The organism is Flavobacterium sp. PS2 (assembly GCF_046250155.1).
Taxonomy (GTDB): Bacteria; Bacteroidota; Bacteroidia; order Flavobacteriales; family Flavobacteriaceae; genus Flavobacterium.
This window is the reverse complement of sequence record NZ_CP176426.1, coordinates 2,189,196-2,214,657: the sequence shown is the minus strand read 5'-3', so window position 1 is coordinate 2,214,657 and position 25,462 is coordinate 2,189,196. Positions and strand designations below refer to the sequence as shown.

Annotated in this window: 14 protein-coding genes; 12 read left to right on the top strand and 2 right to left on the bottom strand. The window is 34.9% G+C overall.

What is annotated here, in order from left to right; translation table 11 throughout:
• The first annotated feature begins 6 nt into the window (after positions 1 to 6).
• The 5 genes from glmS to ACJ6WR_RS09435 all read left to right on the top strand — a co-directional run bounded on the left by glmS (position 7) and on the right by ACJ6WR_RS09435 (position 8,621).
• Positions 7 to 1,854, top strand: a complete 1,848-nt coding sequence (glmS, locus tag ACJ6WR_RS09455; protein WP_039113239.1) for a glutamine--fructose-6-phosphate transaminase (isomerizing) — start codon at positions 7 to 9, stop codon at positions 1,852 to 1,854.
• Between the two features lie 298 nt (positions 1,855 to 2,152).
• Entirely contained in the window at positions 2,153 to 4,960 is a 2,808-nt protein-coding gene (locus ACJ6WR_RS09450; protein ID WP_409417679.1) for a TonB-dependent receptor domain-containing protein, read from the top strand.
• A gap of 84 nt (positions 4,961 to 5,044) precedes the next feature.
• Positions 5,045 to 6,541 carry a G-D-S-L family lipolytic protein gene (locus tag ACJ6WR_RS09445; protein WP_409417678.1) on the top strand — a complete coding sequence of 499 codons (1,497 nt, stop codon included), beginning with the start codon at positions 5,045 to 5,047 and terminating at the stop codon, positions 6,539 to 6,541.
• A gap of 234 nt (positions 6,542 to 6,775) precedes the next feature.
• Positions 6,776 to 8,287 (top strand): F0F1 ATP synthase subunit beta, encoded by a 1,512-nt coding sequence (gene atpD / locus ACJ6WR_RS09440; RefSeq protein WP_039113236.1) that lies wholly within the window; start codon positions 6,776 to 6,778, stop codon positions 8,285 to 8,287.
• 52 nt (positions 8,288 to 8,339) lie between these two features.
• Positions 8,340 to 8,621, top strand: a complete 282-nt coding sequence (locus ACJ6WR_RS09435) for a F0F1 ATP synthase subunit epsilon (RefSeq protein ID WP_039113235.1) — start codon at positions 8,340 to 8,342, stop codon at positions 8,619 to 8,621.
• A gap of 74 nt (positions 8,622 to 8,695) precedes the next feature.
• Here the strand turns inward: ACJ6WR_RS09435 and ACJ6WR_RS09430 are convergent, their stop codons facing one another.
• Complete coding sequence (locus tag ACJ6WR_RS09430) at positions 8,696 to 9,499, bottom strand: DUF3667 domain-containing protein (RefSeq protein WP_409417677.1); 804 nt, start codon at positions 9,497 to 9,499, stop codon at positions 8,696 to 8,698.
• 173 nt (positions 9,500 to 9,672) lie between these two features.
• Between ACJ6WR_RS09430 and ACJ6WR_RS09425 the strand changes: the two genes are divergently transcribed.
• The 5 genes from ACJ6WR_RS09425 to ACJ6WR_RS09405 all read left to right on the top strand — a co-directional run bounded on the left by ACJ6WR_RS09425 (position 9,673) and on the right by ACJ6WR_RS09405 (position 14,673).
• The gene (locus tag ACJ6WR_RS09425) at positions 9,673 to 10,851 is read left to right on the top strand and encodes an aminotransferase class I/II-fold pyridoxal phosphate-dependent enzyme (protein ID WP_409417676.1); all 1,179 of its coding nucleotides are present in this window, start codon (positions 9,673 to 9,675) and stop codon (positions 10,849 to 10,851) included.
• Positions 10,852 to 10,893: 42 nt separating this feature from the next.
• On the top strand, positions 10,894 to 11,304 hold the full coding sequence (locus tag ACJ6WR_RS09420) for a GxxExxY protein (protein WP_409417675.1): 411 nt from the start codon (positions 10,894 to 10,896) through the stop codon (positions 11,302 to 11,304).
• 25 nt (positions 11,305 to 11,329) lie between these two features.
• A complete protein-coding gene (gene bioD / locus ACJ6WR_RS09415) occupies positions 11,330 to 11,947 on the top strand; it encodes a dethiobiotin synthase (RefSeq protein WP_409417674.1) in 618 nt (205 codons plus the stop codon).
• Positions 11,948 to 12,127: 180 nt separating this feature from the next.
• Positions 12,128 to 13,399, top strand: coding sequence for an adenosylmethionine--8-amino-7-oxononanoate transaminase (bioA, locus tag ACJ6WR_RS09410; RefSeq protein ID WP_409417673.1), 1,272 nt, complete (start codon positions 12,128 to 12,130; stop codon positions 13,397 to 13,399).
• Positions 13,400 to 13,503: 104 nt separating this feature from the next.
• Positions 13,504 to 14,673, top strand: coding sequence for a beta-ketoacyl synthase N-terminal-like domain-containing protein (locus ACJ6WR_RS09405; protein WP_409417672.1), 1,170 nt, complete (start codon positions 13,504 to 13,506; stop codon positions 14,671 to 14,673).
• Between the two features lie 59 nt (positions 14,674 to 14,732).
• Here ACJ6WR_RS09405 and ACJ6WR_RS09400 read toward each other — a convergent pair whose 3' ends face one another.
• Positions 14,733 to 15,209: a regulatory protein RecX gene (locus ACJ6WR_RS09400; RefSeq protein WP_039118152.1), complete on the bottom strand. Its 477-nt coding sequence runs from the start codon at positions 15,207 to 15,209 to the stop codon at positions 14,733 to 14,735.
• Positions 15,210 to 15,663: 454 nt separating this feature from the next.
• Here ACJ6WR_RS09400 and ACJ6WR_RS09395 point away from each other — a divergent pair, with 454 nt between their 5' ends.
• Together ACJ6WR_RS09395 and ACJ6WR_RS09390 are read left to right on the top strand one after the other, a co-directional pair.
• A complete protein-coding gene (locus ACJ6WR_RS09395; RefSeq protein ID WP_409417671.1) occupies positions 15,664 to 20,367 on the top strand; it encodes a T9SS sorting signal type C domain-containing protein in 4,704 nt (1,567 codons plus the stop codon).
• Positions 20,368 to 20,967: 600 nt separating this feature from the next.
• Entirely contained in the window at positions 20,968 to 25,311 is a 4,344-nt protein-coding gene (locus ACJ6WR_RS09390) for a LamG-like jellyroll fold domain-containing protein (protein ID WP_409417670.1), read from the top strand.
• Positions 25,312 to 25,462 lie beyond the last annotated feature (151 nt).

Here is a 25,462-nt window from a genome sequence, read left to right as displayed (position 1 = left end):
ATAGATATGTGTGGAATTGTTGGATATATAGGATATAGAGAGGCGTATCCTATTGTAATTAAAGGACTAAAACGACTCGAATACAGAGGATACGATAGTGCTGGCGTTATGTTATATGACGGAGAAGCAGTTAAACTTTGTAAAACAAAAGGTAAAGTTTCGGATCTTGAAGCTAAGGCTAAAGATAATTTTACGACAAACGGAACTATAGGAATAGGACATACGCGTTGGGCAACACATGGTGTTCCTAATGATGTGAATTCGCATCCTCATTTGTCAAACTCAGGAGACTTGGCGATAATACATAATGGTATTATTGAAAACTATGCTCCGCTTAAAGAAGAGTTGAAAAAAAGAGGATACATTTTTCATTCAGATACAGATACTGAAGTATTGGTGAATTTGATTGAAGATGTTCAAAAGCAAGAAAATCTTAAACTAGGTAAAGCAGTTCAGGTTGCATTAAACCAAGTTGTAGGTGCTTATGCTATTGCAGTATTTGATAGAAAAAATCCAAATGAAATTGTTGCTGCCAGATTAGGTAGCCCGTTAGCAATTGGTGTTGGAGAAGGTGAATATTTTATTGCATCTGATGCTTCTCCTTTTATCGAATATACTACAAATGCAGTTTATCTGGAAGATGGTGAAATGGCTAATATCAGATTGCATAAGCCAATTAAAATCAGAAAAATTAAAGATGATTCTTTGGTTGATCCTTATATTCAAGAACTTCAAATGAATTTGGAGCAAATTGAAAAAGGAGGTTACGACCATTTCATGCTTAAAGAAATATACGAACAACCAAGCGTTATAAAAGACACTTATAGAGGAAGACTTCATGCAAATGAAGGAATTGTTCAGCTAGCAGGTGTTGAAGATAATTTGGAAAAATTTCTTAATGCTGACAGAATTATTATTGTTGCTTGTGGTACTTCATGGCATGCAGGTTTAGTTGCAGAATATATCTTTGAGGAATTTGCCCGAATTCCAGTAGAGGTTGAATATGCTTCGGAATTTAGATACCGTAATCCTATCATCAATAAAACAGATGTTGTTATTGCAATCTCTCAATCGGGAGAAACTGCAGATACAATGGCAGCTATTAAATTAGCAAAAGAACATGGGGCATTTGTATTTGGTGTTTGTAATGTTGTTGGTTCATCTATTTCTAGAGAAACTCATGCAGGTGCTTATACTCATGCAGGTCCAGAGATTGGAGTTGCATCTACAAAAGCATTTACAACTCAAATTACTGTGTTAACAATGATTGCTTTGCGTTTAGCAAAAGCAAAAGGAACATTGTCTAATCCAGATTTTCATAGATATTTACAAGAATTAGAGCTTATACCAGACAAGGTAAAAGAAGTTTTAGAAACTAATGATGTTGCTAAAGAAATTGCAGCTGTTTTTAAAGATTCTCCAAATTGTTTGTACTTAGGAAGAGGTTATAACTTTCCTGTGGCGCTAGAAGGAGCTTTAAAGCTAAAAGAAATCTCGTATATCCATGCTGAGGGTTATCCTGCGGCAGAAATGAAGCACGGACCAATTGCTTTAATAGATGAGCAAATGCCAGTAATTGTAATTGCGCCTAAGCAAGGACATTACGATAAAATTGTAAGTAATATTCAGGAAATAAAATCCAGAAGTGGAAAAATCATCGCTGTAGTTACTAAGGGAGATACACAAGTACGTGAATTAGCGGATTATGTGATTGAAATTCCTGAAACATCAGATGCTTTATCGCCATTAATTACTACAATTCCGTTGCAACTTTTATCTTATCACATAGCAGTTATGAGAGGTTGTAATGTTGATCAACCAAGAAACTTGGCTAAGTCAGTTACTGTAGAGTAAAACAAAAAATAAAACATAAGTGTTTGAAAAAGCGAGATTTATATCTCGCTTTTTTTTATGTCAAAAAAATAAGAATTCATTTTTGTAGAATATTCAATTTTTTGTTAAAAATAATATGTATGCATAGTATATTTCAATGAGTTAGGGCTTTATAGTTGTCAAAAGTTTAAAAAACAGCAATGTGAAAAATGTATTTTTGTTGCTAAAAAAATAAAGAAAATTAATTTTTTTTAACAAATTTTTAGTAATATCAAAAATATTTGTACTTTGGCAATATAAACCAACTAAATCTAACCAAATGAGAATGTATTTACTTATTCTATCATTGTTCTTCTGCGGCGTTTCTTTTGCGCAGAGTACAATTTCAGGTTCCGTTACCGATAATAAAAATCAATCGATTCCAGGGGCTAATATTAACGTTGTTGGAGAGTCCAGTAGTACCTCTACTGATTTTGACGGATCATTTACTTTAAAGTCCTCAAAAAATTTTCCTTTTACAATTAAGGTTACGGCAGTAGGCTATGAAACGAAAACGGTTAATGTTACTTCGGCTTCGCAAAAAGTTATTGTGTCGTTAGCGGAAGAAAGAACAATGTTAAACGAGATTGTAGTTTCGGCTTCGAGAACTCCAGAAAGAATTATTGAGTCGCCTGTTACAATTGAGAGAATGGGGCTTCAGGAAATAAGAAATACAACGGCTCCGTCTTTTTACGAAGGATTGGAGAATATGAAAGAGGTTATCTTTAATACTAGTAGTATCTCGTTTAAATCGGTAAATACGAGAGGTTTTGCAACTGTTGCTAATACTCGTTTTATGCAATTGGTTGATGGTATGGATAACTCTTCTCCTGCATTGAACTTTGTATTAGGAAACTTAATTGGTCTAAATGATTTAGATGTTGCAAGTGTGGAGCTTTTGCCTGGAGCATCGTCTGCACTTTATGGAGCTAATGCTTTTAATGGTATTTTGTTTATGAATAGTAAAAGTCCTTTTACAAATCAAGGAATTAGTACTTATTTTAAATATGGTCAAACATCTCAAGATGTTGCAGGAACAAATGATTATGTTGATTTTGGGTTTAGAGCGGCTACAGCATTTACCAAACATTTTGCACTGAAGGCAAACTTTAATTATATAAGCGCTACTGAGTGGATAGCTGATGATCAAAGAAGTATGACTGGGGGTTCTATTGGTCATGCAAATAATCAAAATTATGATGGATTAAATATTTATGGAGATGAAGTTACTACCTTTCTTTCTAATGTAGGGCAGGTAAGTAGAACGGGATATCATGAAAAAGATTTAAATGATAATAAATCTAAAAGTATAAAGGCAGATTTTGCTATGCATCTTAAACCATGGGAAAGTGAAACTGAGATTATACTTCAGTATAAGGTAGGTGTAGGAAGTACTATTTATCAAGGAGCAAATAGATATTCTTTGAAAAATTTCTTTATGGATCAAACCAAATTAGAAATTAAAGGAAAGAATTTCTTTGCGAGAGTTTATATGACTACAGAAGATGCTGGAGATTCGTATGATATGCGTTTTGCTGGTTGGAATGTAAATAGAGCAGCTAAATCAGATACAAACTGGTTTACAGATTATGCTAAATCATTTCAATTATCATCGGCAGTATTAGGTCTTAATGCAAATGATGCTGCAAATTATGCTAGAAATTTTGCAGATTATAACGTTTCGCCAGGTTTAGGGCTATCACCAAATATTGACCCTAATAATCCAAGTGCTCCAAGATCTGCAAGATTTGAACCAGGTTCTCCTCAGTTTAAAAGTGCATTTGCTAATGTGGTAAGTAATCCAGATTTAACACAAGGAGCTAAATTTATTGATCACTCTAAATTATATCATTCAGATGTGAATTATAATTTTAAAGACCTTGTCAAATTTGCTGAAATTCAAGTTGGGGGCTCTTGGAGAGAGTATTTAATGAATTCTGAAGGAACAATTTTTACAGATTATGACGGACCTTTAAATTATAAAGAATACGGTGCTTATACGCAATTGGCAAAAAAATGGATGGATGATAGATTGAAATTTACTGGATCTGTTCGTTATGACAAAAGTCAGAATTTTAAAGGGAATATATCTCCAAGGGTAGCATTTGTATATTCAGCAGGAGCAACAAGAGTTCATAATTTTAGAGTTTCTTATCAAACAGGTTTTAGAAATCCAACAACTCAAGATCAATATATTGGTTTGGATTTAGGGCCATTTGCATTAATTGGTTCTGCTGCAGAAAATCTTGATCGTTTTACAGAAATTAGAGATGTGAGTCCTGCTGGTCAAGCTGCAGGTAATCCTGCTCAGATAGAAATGAGTGGACAAAATGCTTATCATAATGCATATACTGTAGCTTCTGTACAAGCATTTGCAGCTTCGGGAAATCCAAAAGATTTACAAGTAGCTAATATTGGTTTGGTAAAACCAGAAGAAGTGCAAGCTTTTGAGGTTGGGTATCGCTCAGTAGTAAGAGATTTTTCAATTGATCTTAATGCATATTATAATATCTATGATAATTTCATGAATACAGCTCGAGTAATTAGTCCGTATTATGGAACGGTGGGAACGGATATGACTAATCCGGCGGTATTACAAAGTTACCAAGCGTTGGCATTTGGAGATAGAAGAGTTTATCAGGTTTATACAAATACAAGTGCGCAAATTACCTCTTTTGGTGTTGGTGTTGGTTTATCTAAAAAAGTATATAAAGACTTTGAGGTTGGTGTTAACTACAACTATTCACAATTTAATTTTGATCAGTCAAAAGATCCTGGATTTGTTGCAGGTTTTAATACTCCAAAACATAGAATTAAAGGTTCGTTAGGAAATTCAAAATTATTTAAAAATTTTGGGTTTAACATGAATATAAGATGGAATACAGAGTATTTATGGGAGGCATCTTTCGCAGATGGAATGGTTCCGGAGAATACGGTGTTTGATGCTCAGGTAAATTACGGAATTCCTAAGTTGAAATCGGTTGTCAAGGTTGGAGCAACAAATATTTTTGGAAAAGATTATATTCAGGTTGTAGGAGCAGGTTTAATAGGGCAACAATGGTTTGCTTCATGGACAATTAACCCATAAAAATTATAGATATATAATTAAGTACTTCTTGTTGAATTAAGAAGTTTTGGGAAAATGAATATTAATGTATTAAAATAACAAATCATGATAAAAAATTTTAAATGGCTACTATTGGTTTCATTAGCCTTTGTAGCATGTAATAACGATGATGAAGATACAACACCAGCAGAAGTTCCAGTAACACCAGGTTCGGCAGTTTTTACAAAGTATGTAGCTTTGGGGGATTCATTTGCAGCAGGATATAGTGATGGAGCCTTATTTGTAAAAGGACAGGGAGGCTCTTATGCTAATATATTATCACAGCAGTTTATTGCTGCTGGGGGTGGGGACTTTAAAACGCCGTTGACTTCGGATAATGTTGGAGGGTTGTTATTTGGGGGTGTTCCAAATCCAAAATTTCCACCAAGATTTGCAATATTAGGATTTAATCCAGATGGTACGCCAAAGATTGCGCCTGTGCCATTTGCTTCCACAACTGAAGTTATGGCGCACATAACGGGACCTTTTAATAATCTGGGTGTTCCTGGGGCAAAAAGCTTTCATTTAATAGCGCCAGGATATGGTAATCCTGCAGGGTTATCTTTAGGTGCTGCAAATCCATATTTTGTTCGGTTCGCTACTGTACCGGGAACTACTATTTTGAAGGATGCTACAGATCAAAAGCCTACTTTTTTCTCTTTATTTATAGGAGGAAACGATGTTTTAAGTTATGCAACATCAGGCGGAGTAGGAAAAGATCAAAAAGGGAATCCTAATCCAGCTACTTATGGTAGTGATGATATTACGGATCCTACTGTATTTGCAAATGTGTATACAGCTTTAGTTGGAGGTTTAACGGCAGGGGGAGCTAAAGGGGTAGTAGCAAATTTACCTTACGTAAATGCATTGCCTTATTTTACAACTGTTCCTTATAATCCAGCTGCGTTAACAGCTCCTTTGGTAGCACTATTAAATTCTGGATATGCTACTTATAATGCAGGTTTGTTAACTATGGTTAAAAATGGATTACTGACTGAAGCCGAAGCGGTTCGTCGTACGGTAAAATTTGCAGCTGGAAATGGTAATGCAGTTGTTATTGTAGATAGTTATTTAACAGATCTTAGCGCATACGGGCTTCCATCTTACAGGCAAGCTACGAAAGAAGATTTCATGGTCTTGACTTCCAGAGCATTTATAGGTACTACAGTTGGTGGAGATCCAACAAAAGTAAATGGTTTGTCGGTACCGTTGGCAGATAATTGGGTGTTGTCAAAAGATGAAGTAAAAGAAGTTAGTACAGCGACAGATGCTTATAATATAACAATTGAAGCAATCGCTAAGGAAAAAGGGTTAGCTTTTGTCGATACAAGAACTGTTATGGCAAAATTATCTAATGGAGGTCTTAATTTCGGAAATTTTAATATGACATCCGCTTATGTAACAGGAGGGGCGTTTTCGCTTGACGGAATTCATCCAAGTGCACGAGGGTACGGGTTAATTGCTAATATCTTTATAGATGCCATTAATGCAAAGTATGGTTCCACATTGCGACATGTTGATTTGTCTACTTATCCAATTCAATATCCAGCAATATTACAATAAAGCCAATTTTTTTTAGTAGGAAAGCCACCCATTTTAACAATGTGGTGGTTTTTTTATCTCCTTGTAAAGATGGACTTTTATGCAATCGATGTACTTATTTTTGTAAACTGATAAAAATATAGTATTTTTCTAAAAAAAAGTTATTGATTTTATATTTTAAAAATTATCTTTGCGCTCTGAAAAAAGAGGTATTTTCGTTAAACCTAAATAGCTATTTAATAAACACATACAGTAATGTCAAAAGTAATAGGAAAAGTTGCCCAAATCATTGGACCAGTAGTTGATGTTGTTTTCAACGGTAAAGATGTTGAACTTCCAAAAATTTATGATTCATTAGAAATCACTAAAAAAGACGGAACATTGTTAGTTCTTGAAGTACAATCTCACATCGGAGAAAATACAGTTCGTACAATATCAATGGACTCAACAGATGGTTTGAGTCGTGGATATGAAGTAGTTGGAACAGGAAACCCAATCCAAATGCCAATCGGTCCAGACGTATATGGTCGATTATTTAATGTAATCGGAGATGCAATTGATGGTTTAGGGGACTTGCCAAAAACAGGAGAAAATGGTTTGTCTATTCACAGACCAGCACCAAGATTCGAAGATTTATCAACTTCATCTGAAGTATTGTTCACAGGTATTAAAGTAATCGATTTGATTGAGCCTTACTCAAAAGGAGGAAAAATTGGATTGTTTGGTGGTGCAGGTGTTGGAAAAACAGTATTGATTCAGGAGTTGATTAACAATATCGCAAAAGGTCACGGTGGACTTTCTGTATTCGCAGGAGTAGGAGAAAGAACACGTGAAGGAAATGACTTACTTCGTGAGATGTTAGAGTCAGGTATTATTAAATACGGAGATGATTTCATGCACTCTATGGAAAATGGAGGATGGGATTTATCTAAAGTAGATATGCCAGGAATGAGAGAGTCTAAAGCTACTTTCGTTTTCGGACAAATGAATGAGCCACCTGGAGCTCGTGCACGTGTAGCACTTTCAGGATTATCTATCGCTGAGTATTTCCGTGATGGAGCAGGAACTGATCAAGGTAAAGACGTATTGTTTTTCGTTGATAACATCTTCCGTTTTACACAAGCAGGATCTGAGGTATCGGCACTTTTAGGTCGTATGCCATCTGCGGTAGGATACCAACCAACATTAGCAACAGAAATGGGTGCGATGCAGGAACGTATTACATCTACAAACAAAGGATCTATTACATCTGTACAAGCGGTTTACGTACCTGCGGATGATTTAACTGACCCGGCTCCAGCAACTACTTTTGCTCACTTAGATGCAACAACTGTATTGTCTCGTAAAATTGCTGAGTTAGGTATTTATCCAGCGGTAGATCCATTGGATTCTACTTCTAGAATCTTGACTCCACAAATTTTAGGTGATGAACACTATGATTGTGCACAAAGAGTAAAAGAAATTCTTCAAAAATACAAACAATTACAAGATATCATCGCGATTCTAGGTATGGAAGAGTTATCTGAAGAAGATAAATTATCTGTATCAAGAGCACGTCGTGTACAACGTTTCTTGTCTCAACCTTTCCACGTAGCGGAACAATTTACAGGTATTCCTGGAGTTTTGGTTGACATTAAAGATACTATCAAAGGATTTAATATGATTATTGATGGTGAGCTAGATCACCTTCCAGAAGCAGCATTTAACCTTAAAGGTTCTATTCAAGATGCTATCGAAGCTGGAGAGAAAATGTTGGCAGAAGCGTAATTCAATTGATAATTATCAATTGAGAATTATCAATTATCAATTATAACGAATTATGATTTTAGAAATAGTATCACCAGAAGCAAAATTATTTTCAGGAGAAGTTACTTCGGTTACACTACCAGGAGTAGATGGAAGTTTTCAAATCTTAAATAATCACGCGCCGATTGTTTCTTTGTTACAAAAAGGGACTGTGAAAATTGTAGGAACAAGTTTCAATTTCTCTAAAGAAGCAGCAGATAAATTCACGAAAGTAAATGATAAGACCTATACATTAGAAATCGTATCAGGAACAATCGAGATGAAAGACAATAAAATAATTGTTTTAGCAGACTAAGACAATTCAGAATAAAGTTGAAAAAGCCAGACATAATTGTCTGGCTTTTTTTGTTTTAGATTGATATTCATTTCTTATACGATTCCCCAAAAACCGCTAGAGATATAGGCGTTAACAGTAAATCCTGAAACAATTCCCCAAAAAATAATTCCTAAAGCACTTACAGTAAAAGCTTTTGCGAATTGAAGTTTTGTGTTTTTATTTAAAAACTTATAATAGAAAACAGTAAAATAGAGGAGCTGAAAAAGAAGAAAAAGTACTGTGGAGTAATTAGATGAAAGGTGGAATAATAAGGATATTGGTAGTATTAACAATGTGTTGATTAAAATACAAAAACCTAACATATACATTCCGGCGACTAGGTGTTCTGTGTAGTTGTAGTTTTCTTTTCTGTAAAAAAGCCAAAAGAAAAAGGCAGTAAGTGGTAAGGCCATCATCGCCATTAGATTAGAATATTTTTTTATGAAATGAAGCATTTTTTCTTTTCGTTCGTAAAGATGTATCATTTTTTCTTTCTGAGCAGGATTGGAGATGCTATTCAGTTCCTGATTTTCTTTCTGAATATCTATAGGAGGTACTTCTTTTGGGATATTAGAAATAAAAACAAATATTGCCGCAATCAGGAGGAAAAAATTAAGTGGAGGGAAATATTTTTTTCTTTTTCCGTTTATGTATTCCTTAGCTACAATTCCACTTTTTAGCGTCAAATCTCTAATTAGTTGAAAAATCCCTTTATCGGCATGTGTAAAATAATGAACGGCTTCATGAAAAACCTCATGAGGACTTATGCGATGTAAATTGACTTTTTGGCTACATTGAGGACAATAATTAAAACTAGAATAGTGTGGGGTTTCACAGTTTTTACAAATGATTTTCATTTTTTTTCTTTTTAATGTAATATACAGATTACAGATAGTCAGTTTGTCGTTTTAAAATTAGAGAAAAAATATTTTAATTAACAAGAATTATTTAAAATTCAAATTATAATCTGCGGGGTCTATACGGTTCGTAGTTTATTTAATAATGATAATCAATTTCATAACTTTGCTCTATGAAATTACCAGAAAATCTTATTCAAAAATTAGTTGTACGAAAGCAAAATAATGCACTTAGGCAATTGCCATATACGAGTGTATCAATTGATTTTACTTCCAATGACTATATTGGGTTTTCAAATTCTGTAGCAATTTTTAATAAAACGCATCAATATTTGCTTGATACGAATTGTGCTAAAAACGGAGCAACTGGTTCAAGATTAATTTCTGGGAATCATTCTCTCTATAAAATCACAGAAACGTTTATAGCTCAATTTCACGAGTCAGAATCGGCTCTAATCTTTAATTCGGGTTATGATGCCAATGTTGGTTTTTTTAGTGCTGTACCACAGCGTAATGATGTTATTTTGTATGATGAATTAAGTCATGCTTCTATTCGGGACGGGATTTTGATGTCGAATGCTAAATCTTATAAATTTAATCATAATGATTTTGAAGATTTAGAAAGGCTTATATTAAAACACCAAAACATTGCCATTCCGAGTGGAGACAAGGAAAAGAAGACAGTTTTAAATACGATTTATATTGTAACCGAAAGTGTTTTTTCTATGGATGGCGATTGTCCAAATCTAGAGGAATTAGTAGTATTGTCTGAAAAATATAATTGTTACCTCGTTATTGATGAAGCTCATGCTTTAGGAGTTTTTGGCGAAAAAGGCGAGGGATTAGTGCAATTTTTAGGATTGCATAATCGGGTTTTTGCCAGAGTAATGACTTTTGGTAAAGGTTTAGGCTGTCATGGAGCAGCAGTTCTTGGTTCAGAAGAACTAAAAGAATACCTCGTTAACTTTGCAAGAAGTTTTATTTATACCACAGGATTATCTCCACATTCCGTGGCAACTATTTTTATTGCCTATCAGCAATTGGAAATAGAAAAAGAAACCATTGAAAAACTACGCCAAAACATCGTTTACTTCAACCAACAAAAAAAACTTCTAGGATTACAACCGATGTTTGTTCGAAGCAAATCGGCTATTCAATCAGCAATTATTCCTGGTAACGAAAATGTAAAAGAAGTTGCTAAAAAAATGCTGGATAAAGGGTTTGATGTAAAAGCAATCGTATCGCCAACAGTTCCGGAAGGACAGGAAAGATTGCGTTTTTGTATTCATAGTTATAATACTTATGAAGAAATTTCGGAAGTGTTGCTTTTGCTAAGTAACGTCGTATATTAGCCCACGGATAATACAGATTCTACAGACTAACACGGATTGATTATGGCTGGCTTACTTCATAAAAAAATTACAGATTCAATTTTAAAAGCATATTATGCAGTTTACAATCAACTTGGTTATGGTTTTCTTGAGAAAGTGTATCAAAACGCAATGTACTTTGAACTAAAATCGTTGGGGTACAAAGTTGAAGCTCAAAAGCAAATTAGAGTTTATTTTAAGAGTCAATTAGTTGGAGAATATTATGCAGATTTATTAGTTGAGGACAAAGTTATAGTTGAACTCAAAGCTTGTGAGTTACTTATGAATGTACACATAGCACAGCTAATGAATTATTTGAAAGCAACCAAAATAGAAGTTGGATTACTCTTGAATTTTGGAGAAGACCCAGAATTCAAGCGAATTATATATACAAACGATAAAAAACAAACTAAAAAATCTGTGATAATCAGTTAAATCTGTGTTATCCGTGTGCCAATCTATGAAATTATTTATAACAGGAATATCCACCGATGTTGGTAAAACAATTGCTTCGGCTATAATTGTTGAAACATTAGAGGCAGATTATTGGAAACCGATTCAGGCAGGGGATTTAGAGAATTCGGATACGGCAAAAGTTCAATCAAGAATTTCAAATAATAAATCTCAGTTTCATAAAAATGCATATGCTTTAAATACGCCAGCAAGTCCGCACTTGGCAGCAAAAATTGATGGTGTTACTATTGATTTAAAAGAAATAGTTGAGCCAACAAGCAATAATCATTTGGTTGTAGAAGGTGCTGGAGGGCTTTTTGTTCCATTAAATGATAAAGAATTTGTTATTGATTTAATTCAACCAGATTATAAAGTAATTGTGGTTTCGAGACATTATTTAGGAAGTATCAATCATACATTGCTGACTATTGAAGCATTGAAGAATCGAAAATTAAATATTGCAGGAATCATCTTTAGCGGAAGCGAAAACAAATCTTCTGAAACAATTATTATTAATAGCACCGGAATAAAATGTATTGGTCGAATTGATGAAGAGCCTTATTTTGATCAAAACGTTATTAAGGAATATGCCGATTTATTTAGAGAAAATTTGCTTGGTTTATAGAAGGAGAAAATAGAGAAAAGAGAACAGAAGCAAGAGGATTGAGAAAAAATTGTAGATGAAAGCGGATGGAATGTAGAGGCGAGATTATGGAATAAAGAAAATAGACTTTCCTATCTTTGCTAAAATCTATAGATGTTTAGTCTTTTCTTTCTAAACTCTATTTTCTATATTCTAAATAAAATGACATTATCCGAAAAAGACAGCCAATACCTTTGGCATCCTTATACCCAACATAAAACCGCAGCAATTCCTATCGCCATTTCTAGAGGGGAAGGCGCATTACTTTGGGACGAAAACAATAAAGAATATATAGATGCGATTGCCTCTTGGTGGGTTAACCCCTTTGGGCATAGTAATCGTTTTATTGCCGATGCGATTTACAAACAATTAACTACTCTGGAACACGTTTTGTTTGGCGGTTTTACACATGAACCAGCAATTGTTCTTGCCGAAAGACTCATCGAAATTTTACCAAATAACCAACAGAAAATATTTTTTTCAGACAATGGTTCTACAGCAGTAGAAGTTGCGATAAAAGTAGCTTTGCAATATTTTTTTAATAAAGGAGAAAAACGTACCACTATTATCGCTTTTGAAAATGCTTTTCATGGAGATACCTTTGCTGCAATGGCCGCAAGCGGAATTTCATTTTATACACAAGCTTTTCAGGGGATGTTTATAGATGTGGTTAGAATTCCTGTTCCTGTAAAAGGACAAGAGCAAGTAAGTTTTGATGCTTTAAAAGAAGTAATAAAAGATAAGAATTGTGCAGGATTTATTTTTGAACCTTTGGTACAAGGAGCAGCTGGAATGGTTATGTATGAGCCAGATGCATTGGCAACTCTAATCCAGATTTGTGCAGCAAATAATGTTCTTACTATTGCCGATGAAGTTATGACGGGCTTTGGTAAAACAGGAAAAACATTTGCTATGGATTATCTGGATGAAAACCCAGATATGATATGTCTTTCGAAAGCATTAACAGGAGGAACTATCCCGATGGCTATTACGACTTTTACCCAAGAGGTTTTTGATGCGTTTTACGATGATGATATTAATAAAGCATTGTTTCATGGGCATACCTTTACGGCTAACCCTACAGGATGTGCTGCTGCTCTGGCAAGTATCGATTTGCTACAAACAGAGGAAATGCAAGCTAATATTGCACGTATAAATAAAAGCCATTTACATTTTCAGGATAAAATAAAAAATCACTCAAAAGTTATTACAACCAGAGTTTTAGGAGTTATTTTTGCATTGGAAATAAAATCTGATTCTGAAGAAAGTTATTACGGTTCGATGAGAACGAAGCTTTATAATTTCTTTATTGATAAAGGAGTTGTTCTAAGACCAGTGGGGAATATAGTTTACATTTTGCCGCCATACATTATTAGTGATGAGCAGCTTGAAAAAGTATATTCGATTATTGAAGAAGCTATAGAAATGGTTTGATAAATTTAGACTTCTTAGATTTTTAGACTATTAGATTAGTTAGACTTTTGGATTTAATTAATTATTAAAACCTAGAGAATTTTCGATTAAATAAATCAATTACATTGAATAAAAAAATTGCCATAACAGCCTTTTCTTCTATTTCACCTTTAGGAAATAATCCAAAAGATATTTGGGAGAATTACTTAAATAACAAGCATTGCTTTACTGTACAGCAACTAGATAAACAAGAAACTCCTGTTGCTGCACTTACTGCAGATTCTAAGCAAATTGTGGAACAAGTGCGTAATTCGGACATTAAATATAAATTTCTTGATAATAGTGTTTTGTTTGCTTTGGCAGCGTCTCGAGAAGCAATAAAAAATTCAGGTTGGGATTCTGATGCTGTTTTCGGGATTAATATAGGTTCTTCTCGTGGAGCTACCGATTTATTCGAAAAACATTTTCAGGAATATTTAGAAACTGGAAAAGCACAAACATTAGCTTCTCCAACAACTACATTAGGCAATATCTCTTCTTGGATAGCACACGATTTACAAAGTTCGGGTCCAGAAATTTCGCATTCAATAACTTGTTCAACAGCTTTACATGCTTTACTAAATGGTGTAGCATGGTTAAGAGCAGGAATGGTTGATAAATTTTTGGTTGGAGGAAGCGAAGCTCCACTGACAGATTTTACGATTGCACAAATGCGAGCTTTAAAAATTTATTCTCGGGCAGATTTGAATACCGATAAATGGCCAAATCTAGCATTCGATTTAAATAAAACTCAAAATACTATGGTTCTGGGAGAAGGGGCTGCAGTATGTTGTCTTGAAGCTAGAGAAAAAGAAAACGCTATTGCTTATGTTATAGGTGTGGGATATGCTACAGAAGTTTTAGAACACAATATATCGATCTCTGCTGAAGCTACTTGTTTTCAAAAATCAATGAAAATGGCTCTGGAAGGAATTAATCCAGAAGATGTAGATGTGATTGTTATGCATGCTCCAGGAACTATAAAAGGAGATTTAACAGAATATAAAGCAATCCAAAAGATATTTGCCGAGACTAAACTTCCTCTGCTTACCACTAATAAATGGAAGATTGGACATACTTTTGGAGCTTCGGGAATATTGAGTGTAGAAATGGCAATCTTAATGATGCAACACAATACATTTATAGGAGTTCCTTTTGCGGAAGCACAACAACAAATGAAACCTATAAAAAAGGTATTGATAAATGCGGTTGGTTTTGGAGGAAATGCAGTGAGTATTTTACTCGAAAAAGCCTAATAAATATTTAGACTCTGTTTGAACGGAGTCGAAGATTTATCTATACTTAAATATAAAAACTACTTGACATTGGTTTCAAGTTCCTTTACTTTTTCATAAACCATATTGCTTTCAAAACCTCGACGCAATACATAATCACAAAATTTTTTACGCTTTTTGAGTTGATTGTTTTCGTGTAAATTATCCCAACATTTTTGCGTTAATTTTTCAAATGTTTCTAGATATTCATCATTACTAATTCCTGCAAGTGCAAGGTTGATATTGGTTGATGTAATATGACGTGCCTTAAGTTCGTTTACAATTCTTATTTTCCCCCATTGCTTTATGCGGTGCTTTCCTTGTGCAAAACTACAAGCAAAACGAGTTTCATTTAGGAAGTTATCTGTAATAAGTTGTACCACAATAGAGTCTATTTCGTCTGGTGTCATTTTTAGACTATATAGCTTAGATACCACCTCGTCATGACAACGTTCCTGATAAGCACAAAAATGTTCTAGTTTTTGTAATGCTTCTTTGGGAGTACAATCCGTTTTCATATAGTCTATTGTAGTTTTAGTATTGAATAAAGAACAAATGTAAAGCTTTAATTTTTTTTCAAAAACTTGTTTTGCCTCGAAAGTCTATTTCGAAATAATCTTACTTAAAAAGACTTATGTAAATCATCTAGTAGAGATAGAGATTTTTATATCAAATTGTGATAATTGAGAGGTATTGCCTTGTAATTTGTTAAATATATGATAAAACCTCAATCTTAAACGTTGTAATACATGATAATATGAACAATATATGAACTTCTTTTAGGAATTTTTAGTTAAATTTAAGAATGTATTGCATAAGTATCTTTGCCCTAATAAGTTACGTTGTATGATTTTTTTTTGAGAAAAGAATATGATTCTGATAAATCTTCAATCAGTATCGACATCTTTTCAATACCACTCATAAATATTACAAAGAGTTAATCGATTTTTTTTATCATTAAAACCTACTATTATGAGACTAAAATTATCTTTGTTTTTCGTTTTTATTATTACTTATTCGTGGTCTCAGACTACAAACACATTTTCAACTCCTGGTAGTGGTACTTTTGTTGTACCTGCTGGGGTCACTTCATTAACAACAGAGTGTTGGGGTGCCGGAGGTGCCGGAGGTGGAGTTAGTGCGGTTCTTTCTATTTTTAGCGGAGGTGGAGGTGGAGGCGGAGCTTATGGTAAGGTTGTGCTTGCAACAAGTCCAAGCACGGTATTAAATTATACAGTTGGAGCTGGAGGGACATCGGCAAGTGGAGGTATTGATGGAGGTGCGGGTAGTGCAACAAGTTTTTCTACAGTAATAGCCAATGGTGGAGTAGGGGGAAAAAATGGGAATTCAGGTTATGGAGCAGGAGGAGCAGCAGGAGTAGCTTCAGGAATAGGAACAAGTTTTTCTGGAGGTAGTGGTGCAACAGGAGTACTTCTTTTGGGAACATTATATTCTGGAGGTGGAGGTGGTAGTGCAGGAACTGGTTCAAATGGGAATAATGCAGTAAATGGGACGGCTGGTGCTGCAGTAGCAGGAGGAAGTGCAGGAGGAGCTGGGGTACTTTTAGGAGGAGCAGGTAATCCAGGTGGAGCACCAGGTTCAGGAGGTAGTGGAGCGTTAGGAATATTATTGAGTAATTTTAAAGGAGGAAATGGAGGAAATGGACAAATAAAAGTTACTTATATATGTCCTACATATGATGTAACAGGTACAGCAGCAACAGATGTGTGTTTATCAGTAGGGACAACATCTACAGTAACATTAACCTCGAGTGCTGTATTGTTGCCCGTTGGTAATTATGTAGTTACCTATAATAGGAGTAGTCCAAGTGCTGGTGGTACGGGATTAACTGCAAACATGACCGTTAGTACAGCAGGAACTGGAGTTTTTACAGCAACAGGATTAACTACAGCAGGATCTAGTACTATAACAGTTACTGCGCTTACATCAGGGTCTTGTTCGTCTAGCCCGACCTCTAATAATGCAGCTACAATAACAGTAAGCGCTTTGCCAACGATAACATTGGCGGCCTCAGCAGCCACAGTCTGTTCCAGTGCAAGTGCACAAAATACAACATTAAGTTATAGCGCAACAACAAATACTCCAACAACCTATAGTATTGTTTGGAATGCATCGCCAACAAATACTTTTGCAGCTGTTACTAATGCTACATTACCTGCAAGTCCAATTACAATTGTTGTTCCCGGGGGTACAGTTGCTGGTACTTATACAGGAACACTAACTGTAAAAAATGCAGGGGGTTGTGTTAGTAGTTCAGGCTCATCTTTTACAGTGACAGTAAATACGACGCCAACAATAACATTAGCAGCAGCTACAACAAGTGTATGTCCTAGTGCAAGTGCTCAGAATACTACATTAAGTTATAGCGCTACATCAGGCACTCCCACAACATATAGCATTACTTGGAATGCATCGCCTACAAATACTTTTGCAGCAGTGACAGATGCTTCATTACCAGCAAGTCCAATTACGATAGTTGTTCCAGCGGGTACAATTGCGGGTACTTACACAGGCACATTGACGGTAAAAAATGCAATTGGATGTGTTAGTAGTCCTGCTTCAACTTTTACAGTAACGGTAAATCCGACTCCAACAATAACCTTAGCAGCAGCTGCGGCAACAGTTTGTCCTAGTGCAAGTGCTCAGAATACTACATTAAGTTATAGTGCTACATCAGGCACTCCCACAACATATAGCATTACTTGGAATGCATCGCCTACAAATACTTTTGCAGCAGTGACAGATGCTTCATTACCAGCAAGTCCAATTACGATAGTTGTTCCAGCGGGTACAATTGCAGGTACTTATACAGGCACACTAACCGTAAAAACTGCAGCGGGTTGTGTTAGTAGCCCTGCCTCAACTTTTACAGTAACAGTAAATCCGACTCCAACAATAACATTAGCGGGATCGGCAGTAACAGTTTGTTCAAGCGCTAGTGCTCAAAATAGCACATTGAGTTATAGCGCAACAACAAACACTCCCGCAACATATAGTATTGTTTGGAATGGATCTCCCGCAAATACTTTTGCAGCAGTTACAGATGCTACATTACCAGCAAGTCCAATTACGATAGTTGTTCCAGCGGGTACAATTGCAGGTATTTATACAGGAACATTAACGGTGAAAACTGCAGCGGGTTGTGTTAGTAGTCCTGCCTCAACTTTTACAGTAACGGTAAATCCGACTCCAACAATAACATTAGCATCATCAGCAGCTAGCGTTTGCTCAAGTGTAAGCGCCCAAAATACTACATTAAGTTATAGCGCTACATCGGATACTCCCACAACATATAGTATTGTTTGGAATGAATCTCCCACAAATACTTTTGCAGCAGTTACAGATGCTTCTTTACCAGCGAGTCCAATTACGATAGTTGTTCCAGCGGGTACAATTGCAGGTATTTATACAGGAACATTAACGGTGAAAACTGCAGCGGGTTGTGTTAGTAGCCCTGCCTCAACTTTTACAGTAACGGTAAATCCGACTCCAACAATAACATTAGCGGGATCGGCAGCAACAGTTTGTTCAAGCGCTAGTGCTCAAAATACCACATTAAGTTATAGTGCTACATCGGGTACTCCAACAACATATAGTATTGTTTGGAATGGATCTCCCACAAATACTTTTGCGGCAGTTACAGATGCTTCATTACCAGCAAGTCCTATTACGATTGTTGTTCCAGCTGGTACACTTGCGGGTATTTATACAGGAACATTAACCGTAAAAACAGCAGCAGGTTGTGTTAGTAGCCCCGCTTCAACTTTTACGGTAACGGTAAATGCAACACCAACAGCTCCAGTTATAGGAGTTATTACACCTCCAACATGTGCGGTTTCTACAGGAAGTGTTGCTTTAAGCGGATTACCATCTGGTAATTGGTCAATAGTAACAAATCCAGCCACTATTACTACCACAGGTTCAGGAACAAGTACTGTTATTAGTAATCTTGCACCAAATACATATACTTTTATAGTAAGTAACTTAACAACAAGTTGTACTTCTGCAGCATCTCTTCCCGCTATAGTTCCTACTTTGGTTACTAATAGTTGGAGCGGTTCCGGATGGTCTAGTGGTACACCAACGGCAAATCAAAATATTATTTTCTCAGCAGATTATACTTCGGCAACAGGACCAGCAGGTGATTTAACTGCTTGTTCTTGTCAGGTGAATTTGACAGCTAAAGTTACAATTAAGACGGGAGCAACTTTAGCTGTTACTAATTCGGTTACAGTAGCTTCTACGGCTAGTTTAAAATTTGAGGATAAAGCGAGTTTATTTCAGGTAAATGATAATGCAACTAATAGTGGTAGAATTACTTACGAACGTATTTCTCCACAGATGAAAGATCAGGATTACGTCTATTGGTCATCTCCTGTATTTGGTCAAAAATTTAGTACGCTGTCATTAGGGACTAATTCTTATTTTGCTTTTAATATTGCGACAAATAGTTGGATATATGCAGCTGATAATATGGAAGTAGGCAGAGGATATATTATAAAAGCACGTAATGCTGGCCCATTTCCTTATGATCAAAAAGTAGCTTTTGAAGGGGAACCTAATAATGGCGCACTTACTCTTGGCACACCAACTAAATTAGATGAGTATGTTTTGGTAGGAAATCCATATCCTTCGGCTTTATTTGCAGATGATTTTTTAAGAGGAAATTCTACTACTCTAGACGGAACTCTTTATTTCTGGACCCATATTACTCCACTCGCATATAATGGTAGTAAATGGGATTATGCATCTGAAGATTATGCAACATATAATTTTACTGGTGGAGTTACTCCAGGCCAAGGAACTGGTTCTGATTCAGGAAGTGCTCCACCATTAGGATATATTGCAGCAGGACAGTCCTTTTTTGTTAATGCAAAAATAGGAGATGCACATGTCGCTTTCAATAATAGTATGCGTGCTTCTGGGCAAAATGGACAGTTTTACAGACCAGGAAAAACAAAAAAAGTAACAGCAATAGAAAAAAATCGAGTATGGTTAAATCTTACCAATAAGGGAGGTGCATTCAAACAAATATTGGTAGGTTATATCGAAGGAGCAACGGATGATTATGAGAGTCTGTTTGACGGAATTTCTCTAAACGGAAATACTTTTATTAATTTTTACAGTGTTCTTAAAGATAAAAAGCTCAGTATCCAGGGTCGTGCCATACCATTTAAAGAAACCGATTTGGTGTACTTAGGATATAGTTCAGAAATAGCAGGAGATTTTACCATTGAGATAGATGATGCAGATGGTTTATTAGCAGATCATGCTATTTACCTGGAAGATAAAGTAACTGGTGTTATACAGGATTTACGCCAAAAAGGTTATACGTTTAGCACAGCAAAAACTGATGGTGTCGATAATCGATTTGTATTGCGATATACTAATAAAACTCTAGGTACAGGAGAGTTTGAAGCAACAGAAGATATGGTCAGAATAGCCGTTGAAAATAAAGGGATCCAAATCAATACACTTAATCAAACTATAGATGCCGTATATGTTTACGATACATCGGGCAAACTACTTTATCAGAAAGATAAAATAGGAAATCCTAAATGGAGAATAGAAAACTTAAAATTAAGTAATCAGGTTTTAATCGTAAAAGTTATTCTGGATAATAAACATACCGAAACCAAGAAAGTGATTTACTAATAAAATTTAGATTAAATTTTAAAAACCATTCCGCAAAACGGAATGGTTTTTTGTTTTTTAACAAATTTATCTATACTGTGAAAAAAATTAAGTGTATTTGATTGCTAGTTTAATTCTTAAATATCATCAAGTTAATAAAAAGTAAGTATTTACGTCGTTAATATGCATTTTGTCTTAAAAAAGATGCAGTTCAACGGGTATTTAAGTAAAATAGCGAAAACGTATTTTCCAAAAAAAAAAATCTTGTGAGAGGTTTTTTTTTGTGCTTTATTTGGTGCGCATTAACAAAAAACAAACATTTTTTATTTTTAAATATTTAAAAATAAGTCAATTATGATTATTTCGAAATGCGTAAAAAAGTATAAAAGCATTTAATCAAAATCAGTTTATACATAAAAACTTACAATGTGTTAAAATTATTTTTTAAAACAACATAAAGTTGAAAATGAAAAAATAATAAATGCTGATTTTCTGCATGTTATTGAAAAAGTATTAAGTAATGAATTGTTAAAATTAAGATTTCAAAAACGCAGAATATCAAATTAATTTACTAATAAATAATATACCCAAAAAATCAATTTATAATTCTAAATCCTACTTATGAATAAAAAATTACTATTAAATGTTGATTTCTTTTTTTCCCAACATTCTTCTAAAATAATAAATAAATCAAACAATCTGGCTAAATGGTTGTGTTTGGTTCTGTTGTTTGTTGTTAGTTTTGGATATGGGCAAAAAACGTGGACTGGTTCTTCAAGTACAAACTGGCATACTAATGGAAACTGGAGCCCAAATGGAGTTCCTCAGGCTACGGATAATGTGATAATACCAGTTACAACAAGAAGTCCAGTAATTAGTAGTACTGCATTTTGTAATAATCTTATAATTATGTCAGGTGCAATTTTAACAGTTAATCAAGCTTTAACTGTTAACGGAGTAACAACTGTAGATGGTACATTAGCTCATGCAGTTAATAATGTGGCTAAAAGATATACAGGGTTAGTAACGATAAATTCAGGAGGAACTTGGAATAATTCCATAAATTCTGCTATAAATTTTAGAGGAGGAATTACTAATAATGGTACTTTTAATTCTGGTACTGGAGTTCAAACATTTGAAACAAATAATCAAACTATTACTGGGATATTAGAGATGTCATCAGTTATAGTTTCAGTGATTCTTACAAACACAAATAGTTTTACAGTTTCAAATTCATTGGGAGGGGCAGTTAAGTTAATTAATACAGGAATTTTAAATTTTGGAGGAGCTTCTATTGGTAGTAATCTTACTCTTACAGCTACAGCTGATAGCAATACAGTAAATTATATAGGAGTTAATCAGACGGTAAAAGCAACAGCATATTCTAATCTTCTTCTTTCGGGTTCAGGAACTAAAACTTTCGGCTCATACACTTCTTCAGATAATTTAACAATTGATTCTGGGGTGATGGCCAATTTAGGGGATTATACATTGCATTCAGCTAAAGTGATGAAGTTGGGTGGTTTAATAGCTTCTTCGGGTATTTGGGGAAGTACGAATTCAACTGCTGCCTATAAAAATAATACTTTTTTTACTACTACTAATATTAATGGGAAAATAGAGGTAGGTAGTAATAATTGTGTATTACCGTTACCATATGATATTACAGGTAGTAGCGGGGCAATTTGTAGTAATGTTACTGGTTCTAATATAGGATTAACAGGGTCTCAAATAGGTGTTAATTATCAGTTGTTTAGAGGTGGTGTGTCAGTAGGTTCAGTAGTTGCAGGAACAGGAAATATTATAAGTTTTGGGGCTTTTAACCCAACAGGTACTTACACGATTGTTGGTATCAATCCGACTACCCTATGTGCTAGAGCGATGACAGGAAGTGTAACTATCCTTAGTTATAGCTCTCCGCCTCAACCTTCTGTAATGGTAACCCATACAACTTGCCCTACGAGCACTACTGGAGCAATTAAAGTTACAAATCTAGTAGCACCTTCCTCTCTAGCTTTTACTGGGCCTAATAGACAGTATGTTGATTTTGGAGCTCCTATGCTTTCTAATAAAAGTAGTTTTACCGTAGAGGGTTGGATAAAATTTGACCCGACTAAATATACTGATAGAATGTCATTATTTGGACAAAATGATGTTATTGAATTTGGCTTTGAGGGTGATAATTTAAGATGTTGGACTCGAAATGGAGGAACCATCGATTTTCCTATAAGTGGCTATCCAAAAGATAAGGAGTGGCATCATATCGCCCTAGTAGGTAATGGAACTAATTTGATACTTTATTTTAATGGTGTCGAAAAGTATAGAGGAGGTTCATCCACATCTAATTATGGTTCAAGTAGCTTCTCGGCTAAAATTGGTTATGGTGTAATGGATGATATTGGCGCTGGTACTGCTTTTACAGGGGAGGTTTTTAAATTAGGCTTTTGGGGTAGAGCTTTGGATGCAACAGAAATTTCAAATATGGCAAAAGGGTTTGTGGTATATGATGCTTCTCAAGATGGTTTATTGGCGGGGTATAGTTTTAGTGAAGGTACAGGAGCTACTAGTGTCTCTGGTGTTGGTAGTGTTGCTACTCAAGGAATATTAAAGGGGAGTTCCCTTCCTGTTTGGACGGATCCTTACACCTATTATTGGACATCTGCATCTGGTTATACTTCTAGTTTAAAAGATATTTCTAATTTATCACCAGGAATTTATAATTTAACTACTTCGTTAAAAACCTGTACAAGTATAGGTTCTTGGGAGGTAAAAGCAAACTCTGCACCTATTACTACATTGGGTATTATTGATGCAATTTGTCTCGGTGCTCAAGGAACAGTAAAGTTACCTTACTCGGCAAGTATAGGTAACCCAACGCGCTATAGTATTAATTGGGATAATTCGGCAAATGGGAGAGGGTTAGTGGATCAAGCAAATACTACTTTTGCTTTTACAGCTGGGGGGGGGATAATAAATACAATAGCTATTCCTGCAAATTTAGTTGCAGGTACCTACAGTGGTATAATGACAATTGCTAATAGTACTTGCTCCCAAAACCAGACAGTATCATTAACAGTAAATGCCTTACCAAATAGTCCAACGCAAGGAACAATTACGCCAGCAACTTGTGCAGTTCCTACAGGAAGTGTTGTGTTAAACGGGCTTCCAGCAACTGGAACATGGACAATTGTAAGTAATCCTCCTGCAGTAACAAAAACTGATACAGGAACATCTACAACAATTTCAGGGCTTGTTCCTGGAGATTATACCTTTACAGTAAGTAGTCCAACTTCATCATGTACATCTATAGCATCAGCAAAAATTACGATTCCAGGTTTGGTTACTAATACTTGGAACGGTATAGCATGGTCATGGCTTGGTGGTGCGCCAACAATAGATCAGAATGTTATTTTTACTGGAAACTACAACTCCCCAACATTAAATAATCCTAATGTAGATATAAATAGTTGTACTTGCGAGGTAAATGCAAATGTTGTGATTAAATCAGGTCGTACATTAACAGTTATTAATTCACTTAAAGTTGCTCTTACAGCTAGTTTAAGATTTGAAGATCAAGCAAGTTTGTATCAGAAAAATGATAATGCGATTAATACAGGATCAATTACTTATGAACGTCTTACTAAAGGCATGAAAGACCAAGATTATGTTTATTGGTCATCTCCTGTAGTTGATCAAAAATTTAGTAAGCTGTCATTAGGAACGAATTCTTATCATGCTTTTAACATTGACACAAATAGTTGGGTATGGACTGCTGATAACATGGAAACTGGTAGAGGTTACATTATTAAATCTCGTAATGTAGGTCCTTTTCCTTATGAGCAAACAATTGTGTTTAATGGATTTCCTAATAATGGTGCTCTTGTTCTCGGTACCCAAACTAAAGCAGATGAATATATTTTGGTAGGAAATCCATACCCTTCGGCATTATCTGCCGATGAGTTCTTGCGAGGTAATAAGGATGTTTTAGACGGGACGTTATATTTCTGGTCACATATTACACCACTTAAATATGATGGATCCAAATGGGACTATGCCTCTAATGATTATGCGACGTATAATTTAAGTGGAGGAGTTGCTGGAGGTTCAGGAGAAGGTACTGCTTCAGGATCTAAAAGTCCTAAACCATTAGGAAATATAGCAGCAGGTCAATCTTTCTTTGTTAATGCTAAAACTGGAGGAGCAAATGTTACTTTCAAGAATAGTATGCGTGTAGCAGGTAAAAATGGTGAGTTTTTTAAGCCAGGTATAAATAATAAAACAACATCTTTAGAAAAAAACCGCGTGTGGTTAAACCTTACTAATAAAGGCGGTGCTTTTAAACAAATGTTGGTAGGTTATATCGAGGGAGCATCAAATGAGTATGAAAGTATTTACGATGGTCTTTCTTATAATATGAATGCTTATATTGATTTTTATAGCATTAATAAAGGTCAACAGTTCGTTATTCAAGGACGAGCATTACCATTTAAGGAAACCGATCTGGTTCCCTTAGGTTATAGTTCAGAAATAGCAGATAGTTTTACTATAGGCATTGATAATGTCGATGGTTCATTTACAAGTCAGGGTATTTATTTAGAAGATAAAGTTGCTGGTATAATTCATAATTTACGCGAAACAGATTATACATTTACAACTGCAAAAGGTACTTTTAATGATCGTTTCGTGTTGCGATATACGAATAAAACATTAGGTACGGGAGAATTCGAATTTGCAGAAAATGCGGTTTTAGTAGCTGTTGCAAACAAAGAAATTAAAATCAATGCTTTTAGTCAAACTATAGATAAGGTATTTATTTATGATGTATCAGGTAAATTAATTTACAAGAAAGAGAAGGTAGGAAATCCTACATTGACTATCGAAAACTTAAAATCTGCCAATCAGGTTTTAGTGGTAAAAGTTGTCCTTGATAACAAACATATCGAAACCAAGAAGGTGATTTTTTAAATACAATTTAAGTTAATTTTTAAAGACCATTCCACAAAACGGAATGGTTTTTTTATTTTAAGAAGTTTTTTAGAATTTAATAATGTAGCGTAATGTTTACAAAAAATTAAGTTTTAATATTGTGTTTTGTTTTTTAAAGATTAGTTTAGCG

Bases quoted from the DNA above. Each gene is read 5' to 3' on its own strand.
- glmS (WP_039113239.1), top strand. From the start codon at position 7: ATGTGTGGAATTGTTGGATATATAGGATATAGAGAGGCGTATCCTATT.
- ACJ6WR_RS09450 (WP_409417679.1), top strand. From the start codon at position 2,153: ATGAGAATGTATTTACTTATTCTATCATTGTTCTTCTGCGGCGTTTCT.
- ACJ6WR_RS09445 (WP_409417678.1), top strand. From the start codon at position 5,045: ATGATAAAAAATTTTAAATGGCTACTATTGGTTTCATTAGCCTTTGTA.
- atpD (WP_039113236.1), top strand. From the start codon at position 6,776: ATGTCAAAAGTAATAGGAAAAGTTGCCCAAATCATTGGACCAGTAGTT.
- ACJ6WR_RS09435 (WP_039113235.1), top strand. From the start codon at position 8,340: ATGATTTTAGAAATAGTATCACCAGAAGCAAAATTATTTTCAGGAGAA.
- ACJ6WR_RS09430 (WP_409417677.1), bottom strand. From the start codon at position 9,499: ATGAAAATCATTTGTAAAAACTGTGAAACCCCACACTATTCTAGTTTT.
- ACJ6WR_RS09425 (WP_409417676.1), top strand. From the start codon at position 9,673: ATGAAATTACCAGAAAATCTTATTCAAAAATTAGTTGTACGAAAGCAA.
- ACJ6WR_RS09420 (WP_409417675.1), top strand. From the start codon at position 10,894: ATGGCTGGCTTACTTCATAAAAAAATTACAGATTCAATTTTAAAAGCA.
- bioD (WP_409417674.1), top strand. From the start codon at position 11,330: ATGAAATTATTTATAACAGGAATATCCACCGATGTTGGTAAAACAATT.
- bioA (WP_409417673.1), top strand. From the start codon at position 12,128: ATGACATTATCCGAAAAAGACAGCCAATACCTTTGGCATCCTTATACC.
- ACJ6WR_RS09400 (WP_039118152.1), bottom strand. From the start codon at position 15,209: ATGAAAACGGATTGTACTCCCAAAGAAGCATTACAAAAACTAGAACAT.
- ACJ6WR_RS09395 (WP_409417671.1), top strand. From the start codon at position 15,664: ATGAGACTAAAATTATCTTTGTTTTTCGTTTTTATTATTACTTATTCG.
- ACJ6WR_RS09390 (WP_409417670.1), top strand. From the start codon at position 20,968: ATGAATAAAAAATTACTATTAAATGTTGATTTCTTTTTTTCCCAACAT.